The organism is Azospirillum agricola (assembly GCF_017876095.1).
Taxonomy (GTDB): Bacteria; Pseudomonadota; Alphaproteobacteria; order Azospirillales; family Azospirillaceae; genus Azospirillum; species Azospirillum agricola.
Window position 1 is genome coordinate 1 of record NZ_JAGINM010000050.1, and the last position, 10,676, is coordinate 10,676.

Genomic DNA, 10,676 nt, shown 5'->3' on the forward strand with positions numbered 1-10,676 from the left:
CACGTTGCCCGCTACGGCTGCGTGACTGCCCCGGCTAGGCCTGCCGGAGACCAGATGAGCCCCCCGGCTCCTACACCACGCCTCGGGACACGACCCCGCCTCGGCCGGCGCTTACCAGCCGACCATCCGGTTTGGCGTCTTGTCTCGCTGCCTGCGGAGAGGACCGGGGCCGGCTTGGCAGTCAAAATTTTTCCGCTGGCTTCAAACCGTCCGGTTATCAGAAAGCGAATGGCCTGAAAATGGGGTATGCTGGCGCAGCCGGCTGGGATGGAAATTCCGTTTTCTGGCCGGGGAGCCCTCGCATCACAGGAATCCGTTGGCCATGGCCCTCATCGGCTACGCACGCGTCTCCACCGAGGACCAGTCGACCGAGGCGCAGTTCCTCGACCTGAAGAGATTCGGCTGCACCGAGATCTTCCGGGAGAACGCGTCGGGCGCCGACCGCGAGCGCCCCCAACTCAGGGCGGTGCTGAACCGGCTCCGCAAGGGTGACACGCTGGTGGTGGTGCGCATCGACCGCTTGGCGCGCTCCCTCGCCCACCTGCTCGACGTGATCGACGGCCTGGAGCGCAAGGGAGCGGCCTTCAAGTCGCTCGGCGACCCGATCGACACCGGCAGCCCGCAGGGCAAGTTCACCCTGCAGATCCTCGGCGCCGTAGCCGAGTTCGAGCGTTCCCTGATCCGTGAGCGGACGAAGGCCGGCGTGCGGGCTGCCAAGGCGATCGGCAAGCAGCCGGGCAACCCAGGACTGATCGCCAAGGACCCACTCGCCCGGCGCCGGGTGGCCCGCGCCCGAGACGACCGCCTCAGCGAGCGGGTTGCCGAGGGGGCCGGGGAGTTTCTGCCGATCGTCGAGCGACTGCGGCCGGCGCACCCCTGGGACCGCGTCGTCGACGTGCTCAACACCGCGGTGAGGAAGCGGCCGGGCGACAACCCGGCGCCCTGGACGCGCGACGCGCTGATCCGGGCCGTGCGTCGCTTGGTCGGCGACGGCTTGGCCGATCCCAGCCTGCTGAAGGAGGCACCGCGGCGCTCCAAGAAGGCGGTGGCGCAGGACAAGCGGCTGGTGGAACTGGTCGCGACCATCCACAACGCCGCCGACGGTGAGAAGCCGACGCTCGCCCGCATCGGCCGCCAGTTGGAGCGTCAGAACATCCCGACCAAGACCGGAGCCCGAACCTGGGCGCCGTCGAGCGTCAAGGCCCTGCTTGACCGAGCGCGCGACCAAGGCTTGCTCGACCTCGCCGATGGCGACCCCTGATGAGTGAGCTGGTCCCCGTTTCCCGGACAGTTCGCTAAGCTTGGTTCGCCCAGGAAGAAGGACGGACCCGATGACGGGAAAACGGAAACGGTATTCGGCGGAGTTCAAGGCGAAGGTGGCGCTGGAGGCGATCCGAGGCGAGTTGACGGTGTCGCAGCTGGTGGCCAAGCACGGCGTGCATCAGACGCTGATCAACACCTGGAAGAAGCAGACGATGGAGGGACTGGCCGGTGTGTTCTCCGGCAAGGCGGAAGCGGCCGAAACCAGCCATCAGGGGGAGGTGGAAAAGCTGCACGCCATGATCGGCCAGTTGGTGGTGGAGCGGGATTTTTTGCGCAAGGCGCCGGTCCAAAATAGACGAATCGATAGGAGGTTGCGCGGTAGGGGATTCTCGGCGGGAGTCGGGATCTGTAGACTGGCTCATCATGATCGATGAAGCTGCGTTGCGCCGCCAATACGCCCTTCTGCATCCGAGTCTGGACGAGCAGGGGCGTCGTCTGTTCGCCGCCACCCAAGCGCAGGCGCTCGGTCGTGGCGGGATTGCCGCGGTGGCGCGAGGCACCGGTATCGCGCCGAGCACCATCGGGCGGGGCTTGAAGGAGATTGCCGGGGGCGTGCCGCCGCGCGGGTCCCGGCTGCGCCGGCCGGGGGGCGGGCGCAAGCGGCTGACCGACACGGATGCGACGTTGGAGCGCGACCTGCTGGAACTGATCGCGCCAATGACACTGGGCTGCCCGGAGCGCCCGTTGCTGTGGGTGTCCAAGAGCCTGGAGAAGCTGGCGTCGGCGTTGCGGGACAAAGGCCATCGGGTGTCGGCCAACTCGGTGCGCCGCCTGCTGCGTCGGCTCGGCTTTTCCCGCCAGGGCAACCGCAAGGCCAATGAGGGGCGCGGGCATCCCGACCGCGACGCCCAGTTCGAGCACATCAATGCCCAGGTGCTGGCATTCCAGGCTGCCGGCACTCCGGTCATCTCGGTGGACACCAAGAAGAAGGAGTTGATCGGCCCCTACAAGAATGCCGGAACCGACTGGCGCCCCGAAGGGAAGCCGCGCCGGGTGATCGTGCATGACTTCGAGGACAAGGACCTCGGCAAGGCCATTCCATACGGCGTCTACGACGTGGCCGAGAACGCCGGGTGGGTGAGTGTCGGAGTGACCCACGACACCGCCCAGTTCGCTGTTCAGGCCATCCGTCGCTGGTGGGAGGCGATGGGGCAGGCCCGCTATTCGCAGGCCGACACGCTGATGATCACGGCGGACGGCGGGGGCTCCAACGGAAGCCGGGTCCGGCTGTGGAAAGTGGAGTTACAGAAGCTCGCCGACGAAACCGGCCTCACCATCAGCGTCTGCCACTACCCGCCAGGCACCTCGAAATGGAACAAGATCGAGCACCGTCTCTTTTGCCACATCTCGCAGAACTGGCGCGCCCGGCCGCTGACCAGCCGGCTGGCCGTCGTCGAACTGATCGCCGCAACCACCACCAAGACCGGTCTCAAGGTCGCTTGTGAAATCGACACCGCAGACTATGCCAAGGGCATCAAGGTCTCCGACGCCGAAATCAACGCCCTCGCCATTACCAAAAACGACTTCCATCCAGAGTGGAACTACACAATCGCTCCACGGCCACAAAACAGCGCACTTGATTTGGCGTAGTTCCTAAGCGAACTGTCCGGGAAACGGGGGCCAGCTCAGAACATGCCCTTCGCGTGGTGGAAATATCTTCTTTCAGGCGAGGCGGACGTCGGAACAAACCTTCAGCGACAAGAGAGAGTTGTCATACCCCCTCCGTGCCTGTCAACAGAGCTGCCAGACGCTCACCACCTGAAGGGAGGCGGTCCACAAGGTCCGATGCCCTACGTGCCTCAGCCTCATAGAAGGGGTAATGGTCCAGCCCATCCCGTATGGCGGCCGCCACTCCAGCTCCCGACCATTCCGTGAAGACCGGCATGGCAATCCCCAAAGCCGCAGCGTCGCGAGCGACCTGGGAATGCGCCGGCAGCACCACCGGCCTTCCTCGGTGCAACGCCTCGAACAGAATCCCCGAGTGCATTCTCCGGTACGACGGCCCGTAGGGCAGAACGGCCAAGGCGCAACGGCCGAGCTGCGCATCGTAATCCGCCGGCTCCAGCGGACCGGATGAGACGGTTACGGCGGAATGGTCGAGAACATCCCGATAACCGGCGAGCCGCTCACCGGCCGAGGCGGAAGTTGCGGCGGGTTCAAGTGAAAAGTCGATCTGGGTGAAGAACCGGACACCCTCCCTCTCCGCAAGAAGGATTTGTGCAGCTTCCAGAAAACGCTCCAGCCCTTTCTGCACCCAACCAGTGTTGCCGAACAGCCCGACCAGCGGCGGAGCGGCGAGTACCGCCACGGCACCGGTCGAGCGTTGGAAGGAATAGGGGAAGGATCCGATTGCAACGTCCGGACCGAAAAGACTGGCCAAATGGTCCGTATAGAAAGCCGACGGCGTGAAGAACAGCGGCGCCGGCATCCCCGTTCCGGTGAAAAGGCCGGCGATGGCCCGGCAGACGGTTTGAAAAATCCGGCTGTTGCGGTTATGCACCGTGTCTTCGAAGTCAATGAAGCATTCCGCCGCCGCCAGCATCAACGCGACCCGTGGCCGGCGCTCCGGTTCCATCGCCTCCAGCCATCCGAGGATGCCGAACAGGTTCCGATGGCCGGCCAGGGTGACGAACACGGTGTCGCCGGGCACGATCCGGGGGGTGAGGCTCTCCAGACTCTGCTGGAACCGGTAATTGACCGCGCCGATGTCGGCTTCGGGCATCGGATAGATTCGGATCCGCGGGAGATGATCGAAACAGGCCGCCGCCGCCATCGCCCGGATGGTGGAATCGCAATCCCGCGAAGCATACAGTTTCGCGTCCCACCCGCGTCCCGCCAGTTCCGTCCGCAGATCCACGACCATGTGATGGTGATGGCCGACACTGTTGACCATCATCGGATCGACGATGTGGACACAGCGTGGCAGGCCTGCGGATGACGGGCTCACGGCAGGAACCACAGGCATGCGGGATTGATCGGATGGCTGCTGTAGACGCCCCGCCGCCCCGCCTCGGCCAGCTGGCGCCTGATCTCCTCCCAGTGCTGGCTGGCGATCAGGATCACATCCGTCCGAGCGGAGGGGGCTTCGAGGTCCGACGGCGGGCGGACCGGCAATCCGTCGATGTGGCCACCACAGTGGGAATCGATGAAGCCGGCAATGCGGCTCGCAAGCCCAAGCCTGGTCAGATGTCCCAGGGCCGCCCGGCCCGCGCTGCCGGCCCCGAAAATCCAGATCCGGCCCGGCGTCTCGGCGAAACGGCTCCAGGGCAGGCGCCAGCCTTCCGCAACCGCTTCCACACGCAGGCCCAAGGGTGCGGGATGAGAACCGCCCGGCCATTCCAGACGCAGTTCACCGGGAGCGAGCCGCAGGTCGCGCTCCACCAAGAAGCGATGGGCGATGCGCCAGCTCTGCCGCCCAGGCAACACCGCCGGAACAGCATCGACGTGGCCCCCCCGGCCATTGGGCAGCCGCACGCTGACCGGCCGTTCATCAGGAAGACCGTCGAAATACCACAGGGCTTGGTAGCCGCCCACACTCAGAACCAGCGTTTCCCCGTTGGCGACGCCGTCCCCCATGGACACCACCGGACCGTCGGTCGCGGGGCGCGCATCGGCCGGCGGGACGAAGAGGGTTTTGGGAACGCCGGCTCCCAGCGGGTGGTCGACGGACGGAAAGGGGACGCCCCCATACATCGCCCGCATCGCGGGAATCCGGCCCAGGACCCGCAGGCCGAGGCGCTCCGCGACCCTGTCTTCCACCGGACGCTCCCACCAACCCGATTGGCCCTCCCCATGGAAGTGATAGACCGCGGTCACCTCGCAGGAGAACGCAAAGTCGCTGCGCTCCGCCAGAAGGTTCAGGAGATGCGTGTCCTCCGCCGCCGGAATGCGGCAATCCGTCAGGATGTCATCATCGATCAGGCGCGTCGCGGCCAGGAAGGCATGGGGAGGCATGTGGACGGCGGGGCTCCACAGGCGCGTAGGGTTGGGAAAGAAGAACGCTCCAGGCCGCAGCCGACGTGCCGGCACGGGCAGGGGAACTTGGTGATGCGGCAAAGGCGCGGCCTTCTCATCCTCCACGATCTCCACCGAACCGGCGTAGGCAACTTCGGCCCTTGGAACCGTCAGACGCCTCCGCTGCTCCAGGCAGGCCAGCAAGCTGCGGACATGGTTGGGATGCACTTCGTCGTCGTCGTCGAGGACCCCGAAATAGGCGGCGTCGCTGTCTGCGATGGCCCGCAACCCGGTCGCCAGGGTCCGGCTCCGATTGGCGCCGGGATCATGGACGACGACGATGGGGAACGGCCAAGGCTGCCCCAGAACCCCGTCCAACTCCTCCGATCCTTGCCACACGACCAGGACCACGCGCAGAGCCGGGTATCCCTGCGCGGCGAGGCTGGTCAGGGCGCGCTTCAGGTACCAGGGCGACCGTCCGCCGGTCCGCACCAGATAGGCGACGGAAGGCTCGGGGCTGGCGGTCGTGGGGCCGGGCCGATAGCCTTTGGCCTCGAGCGTGGCCTCGTGCAGCGCGCGAAGGGCTTGTGCGGCGGCGGAATCCGAGTCCGCTTTCCGCTCCTCGACCTCCTTCGCCTCCGCTTCGATCCTCCGCAGCAGAACCGCGACCGGCGCATCCACCGTTCCGTCGAGCAGGCGGCACCCCGCTTCGGCGATTGTCGCGCGCAGCAAGGCGAAGGGAAGCCGCTCGGAAGCAAGAAGGGAAGGCAGGCACAGCGCTTCGGCATGCCCCTGCGCCAAGGCGCTCAAGGCGCAGCCGTCTGGAGGAACCGGTTCGACCGCCACGCCCAGCGCCTCGCCTACCGCCCCGGCGACGGATTCGAACGCCACCACACGCACGACCCGCCGCGCTGCAAGCGCCTGCAGAAATACCCTCTGTTCAGGGGACGGCGGCACGGCGAAAGGCACCAGAAGATCGTCGGACCGGCGGGCTGCAAGCGCAGCTGGAGCGGCAAGGCCCGGCCAGGACAGGATCCGGCTGCCGCGCTTGCGGGTGCCGAACAGCACATCCGCCAGATAGGCCTCCTCCGCCGGACTGGTGACCAGATAGGCGTCATGGCCGAGAAGGCGCCCCATCGCCTCGGCTCCCGGCACGCCGGCAAAATCGGCCCGGTCGAACAACGCGTAGGACGGGCAGGCCGACAGTTTCGGCTGAAGCGCCGTCATCGCCACCACGAAATCGAACCCACCGTCGTGGACCGAGTCGGCATCGCAGAAAACGGCCGTGGCGAAACCGTGCGGCTCCAGCACCCGACACAGCCGGTGGGCCGTGTCCAGGCGGGCATCGTCGCGGGGCGGGGTCAGGATGGCGCAGGAAAGGTTGCTCAGTGTTGTCATGCCCGGTTCAGATTTTCGGGCCGGCAATGCGCGCATGCCAATCAGGGCTGTAAAGTGTCCCGAAGCTTCCCAGTGCCACAGTCTGGCCGGTTTCAAGGTCCAGAACCGGCATGTCGCTGATCAGCGCCGCACGATCAAGTCCGCTTGCATAAGACAGCGCTCCATCTTCGTCACGGGACTCGCGGATAAGGGACGGGCGTGCCCGGCGATCCTCGATGGACAGGGAGGAAGCGAGATCGCCACGGACGAAGAAAGCGTTGTGGCCGGCCAAGTTGCTGCCCAACAGAACATAGCCCTTGCGCGCCGCGGCCATTTCGAGCGCCCGGATCGATGCCCCGAAATACAGCCAGGAGGGATGAGCGATCCGGCGCTGGAAGGCCGGGTCATAAGGAACCGTCACCGCGTGCAGGTCGCCGAAGACCGCGTTGTATTCACAAATCACGATGTCCGGTCTGAACGTCTCTATCGCGTCGAACACCCAATAATCGTTTCCATCGATGTCGATGCTGAGCAGACCGAATTGCTCGTCAAAACCCGAGCCTGCTAGAATATTATTGATATTCTCACGATCAATGAAATAAGATTTCGCACTGAGGGAATGCTTCCAGAAAATCGGATCTTTGGTGATTTCTTCTACATTCTGGATGCTGGCATCGATCACAAGGCCTTTCCAGTTCCTGTGGCGTAGAAGATAGCGCGTATTGCTTTCCATATAGTTTTCGACACCGAACTCGATAAAACACTCGGAGCGGATTGGAAGATTCTGAATCAGCCATTCGATGATGCCGTCCTCGCCCATTTGCGAGAACACCTGGAACTCGACATCGGAGAGGTGCCGGATCTGTCGACGCCCTCGCAGCGCCTCACTCATCGTGTTCGCCGTCAGCATGAGCTGCCGGTCAGCGATCGACAGACGTTCCCGATGGTGCTGCCAAGCCAGGGCGCGCAGTTGACGAAACAGGGGGGTGAGATCGTCCAATTCAACGGGCATGGAAAGTCCTCTACGAAACGGTTCAACAGGAGTGCCCTGTCGAGGGGTCACCGGCGGCGATGCGTCACCCCCGAAGATACTCGCAGTTCCGGCACAAAGGATTATCAACCTGATTATCAAGAAATTCCTGGCGCAAGCGACGCATCGGTTCGCCGTTCCAGATCTCGGACAGGGACTGCCGTAACGCATTGCCCAGAACATAACGCTTGTCGTAGTCATAGCAACAGGGCACCACGTCCCCATCCCAGGTCACCGTCATCTTGTCCCAAGGAAATTGGCAGGTCACATGGTCTTTCTGCGGTATCGGGCTATAGCCCTCGAGCTTATTGACATCCTGCGCATTGCCATCCCAAGTAATGAACTCTTTATCTAGAAAGTGGTCAACGCCATCCATATTCGACCAATATTCACGCATCCGATCAATGCTGCCTTCATTAAGACCAAAATGTATCATCGAGACAAAGACCTTGACCTTCGATCCGAAAGATTTTTTTAGAGCGAGAAAATTCAGGAGATTGCGTACGGACGGCTCATAGGCGTCCTTGACGCCACGAATTTTCTCGAACGACGCATCGTCATGGCCATCGAGCGAGAAATAAAGTTTTCCCGGGTCGGCGCGCAGCAGCGCGAGTGCCAGGGGGCGCTTGAGCAACAAGGGATTCAACGACAGCGCCGTAAACACGCCACGGGCCGAGGCATAAGCGATGAAACGATCAAAATCCGGATGGACGAGGCTCTCCCCGAAATGATGGAGCCAGCATTCCGAAGAGGCCGCGCGTTTCGGGTTCGCATCCACATACTCGTCGATGATCTTCCGGAACAGGGCGAAATCCATCACTCCCTGTAGGCGCGTCATGTTGTTGGTCCGGGCGCACATGACGCATTTGAAGGGGCAACGGTTGGTCAACTCGATGTTGAAAACAGAAAAGGGGCGCCCGATCAGCGTCGGATCCGTTGCCGAGCGCGCTTCGCTTGAAAGCGTCTGAAGTGCTTCCATCTTCAACATGCCTCAGGATTCCCGCGCGAGGAGGCGGAGGATGGCGAGAGCATCAAACCACCGAAATCCACTCTCTCGAATTCGTCCAAAGCGCTTCCTGGCGATGCGTTGTAGATGCGACACCCGTTCTCTTCAGCCATCATGCGGCACCGTCGGTACTCCCGCCATAAAACCGCATAGTTCTGCAAGAGATCGTATGTCGTCGTCACAACCTTGCCGTTTTCTCCGACCGAAGGATCAGCGAACTTGAAGCTTGGTTCATGAGCGTAATGGTAGGTTCGTGTCCAAACCTCATCGTGATCGACACCCAGCAGATAGATATCCTGAAACCCCATATATATTGCAATCATCAGCGCAAGCACAGGAACGGACTGGACGCTGGGCAAGGAACGACAAAGGTCATACATCTGTCCATTCGCAGGAACAGGAATATCGTCCAATTGATGCAGGTAATTCACAGTACGTCCGAAAAAAATCCCATTCTTGCGAATAATAGATTCTTCCGATGTGCTTAAAAACAGTTCAGCTGATCCAATTCTCCTATCCATATCAATAAAAAATTCCCTGATCTTTTCGTCGCTCATATGCTCACGGAAAATGCGCGTTATGCAATGGTAGCGCGGTGCGATGGCGTCGAAATCGGGATGCGAATACCCGCGCGACAGCGTCATCACCGTTTCCCCGGCCAAAGCTTTCAGATCGATGCGCTTCAGGCTCGGGCCGCTCGCCACGATGAAGCAGCGCTCTCCGGCATGACGGTTCCGCAAGCGCCTGTTGCCCCGAACCAGTTTGAGCAAGGGATCGGCAGGCAAATAGAGATCGAGCGCTCCGTTCTTGGTCATGACGGTGACGGTGTCTCCGTCGGCGTGGCGCGCGATCGCATCGAGAAGCGTCAGCGCATGGCGCATCGTGTCCTGGCGGGTCCGGGTATGGAAGACCTCCTGAAGAGACGCGGCGATCGTCTCAAGGCTGTCCGACAACGTGATGGGGTATTGGGCCATCGCAGAAGGCTCCACCGGCTCGGTCTAAAGACGATATTTGACGACTTGGAAGGCTTCCGCGTAACGCACACCGCAGCGCCGTCCCTGGACTGCGGCCAGAGCGCGCGCGTGTTCCTGCCAGACGCCGCCGGTTCGTCCGTTCTCGGACTCGAAGAGTTCGATCAGCGCCAGCTTTTCCTCAAGTGTCTCCGATATGTCCACCGACATCCTGGGATCGAAGATGTCGGGACTTACATACCAGTTGCTGGCGTAACCCAGCAGGCGGTGACAACGGCGACTGGCATGCGACGTGGCCAGAGACAGGGCGCGGTGGTCGGGATGGGTATCAGCGCTATGGTGCACCAACGCCAGATCCGGCCGCACCTCCTCGAACAGCGCCGCCAGTGTCGTGTTCAGCGGCTCGGCGAAGGTGAGTTCCAAAGCTCGAAAGGAGCCGATCACCAGTTGGGCGCCCAAGCGACGAGCGGAGGCTTCCGCCTCGCGCGCCGCCGTTTGGGCGGTGCGGACAGGCCTGCCATCGGGAGCAGCATAGGCGGAATCCGTGGCCACATAGAGGACGATCTCATGCCCTTCCGCAGCCCAGCGCAGCAAGCTGCCGCCGCATCCCAGTTCGACATCGTCGGCATGCGCGCCAAGCGCCAAAATCCTCATACACCCATCTCCTCGCATCCATGAATCGCCAGCCATCGCATGGTCGGTTGCGATCCGCCCGTTTCGCGTCGCATCAGCGCCTTCATCTCGATATCCTCAATCACCTGAACATCATGCCCGCCCGAGACCAGCGGATAAACAGTAAGCGTTACGAGCGGTCCCTTTGGTTCGGACCGGGCAATCACCGCATCGATCTGTGGCGGCGGACCTTGAAGTGTTCACGGAGGTCGAGGATGGCCTTTGCCAGGGCGGGGACATCGGCCTCAGCGATGGCCTCGGTGCCGAACAGCATGGGGTCCAGCACCTGGAAGGCGGCGTGCTCGGGCTTGTCCGGATTGGTCACGCTCTTCCAGGCCCGTGG

General features: G+C 62.9%; 8 protein-coding genes and 2 pseudogenes. 3 read left to right on the top strand and 7 right to left on the bottom strand.

The window, feature by feature from the left end; translation table 11 throughout:
- Positions 1-322 precede the first annotated feature (322 nt).
- From J2847_RS33245 to J2847_RS33255, 3 genes and pseudogenes are all read left to right on the top strand, one after another.
- Complete coding sequence (locus tag J2847_RS33245) at positions 323-1,261, top strand: recombinase family protein (protein WP_209783006.1); 939 nt, start codon at positions 323-325, stop codon at positions 1,259-1,261.
- Between the two features lie 70 nt (positions 1,262-1,331).
- Positions 1,332-1,622, top strand: a pseudogene (locus tag J2847_RS33250) (transposase); the annotation flags it as partial.
- Positions 1,623-1,686: 64 nt separating this feature from the next.
- Positions 1,687-2,913: an ISAzo13 family transposase gene (locus J2847_RS33255; RefSeq protein WP_209783007.1), complete on the top strand. Its 1,227-nt coding sequence runs from the start codon at positions 1,687-1,689 to the stop codon at positions 2,911-2,913.
- 121 nt (positions 2,914-3,034) lie between these two features.
- On the opposite strand, the gene J2847_RS33260 is transcribed toward J2847_RS33255, so the two are convergent.
- The 7 genes and pseudogenes from J2847_RS33260 to J2847_RS33290 form a co-directional block, all read right to left on the bottom strand.
- Positions 3,035-4,270: a glycosyltransferase family protein gene (locus tag J2847_RS33260; RefSeq protein ID WP_209783008.1), complete on the bottom strand. Its 1,236-nt coding sequence runs from the start codon at positions 4,268-4,270 to the stop codon at positions 3,035-3,037.
- A complete protein-coding gene (locus J2847_RS33265; RefSeq protein ID WP_209783009.1) occupies positions 4,267-6,675 on the bottom strand; it encodes a glycosyltransferase family A protein in 2,409 nt (802 codons plus the stop codon). Before J2847_RS33265 ends, J2847_RS33260 begins: the two co-directional genes overlap by 4 nt.
- 7 nt (positions 6,676-6,682) lie before the next feature.
- Positions 6,683-7,666: a hypothetical protein gene (locus J2847_RS33270; RefSeq protein ID WP_209783010.1), complete on the bottom strand. Its 984-nt coding sequence runs from the start codon at positions 7,664-7,666 to the stop codon at positions 6,683-6,685.
- 64 nt (positions 7,667-7,730) lie between these two features.
- Entirely contained in the window at positions 7,731-8,672 is a 942-nt protein-coding gene (locus tag J2847_RS33275) for a radical SAM/SPASM domain-containing protein (protein ID WP_209783011.1), read from the bottom strand.
- Positions 8,666-9,664, bottom strand: coding sequence for a motility associated factor glycosyltransferase family protein (locus J2847_RS33280; RefSeq protein WP_209783012.1), 999 nt, complete (start codon positions 9,662-9,664; stop codon positions 8,666-8,668). The genes J2847_RS33275 and J2847_RS33280 overlap by 7 nt, the downstream gene beginning before the upstream one ends.
- Before the next feature lie 24 nt (positions 9,665-9,688).
- On the bottom strand, positions 9,689-10,315 hold the full coding sequence (locus J2847_RS33285) for a PIG-L deacetylase family protein (RefSeq protein WP_209783013.1): 627 nt from the start codon (positions 10,313-10,315) through the stop codon (positions 9,689-9,691).
- Between the two features lie 181 nt (positions 10,316-10,496).
- A pseudogene (locus tag J2847_RS33290) lies at positions 10,497-10,676 on the bottom strand (YecA family protein); the annotation flags it as partial.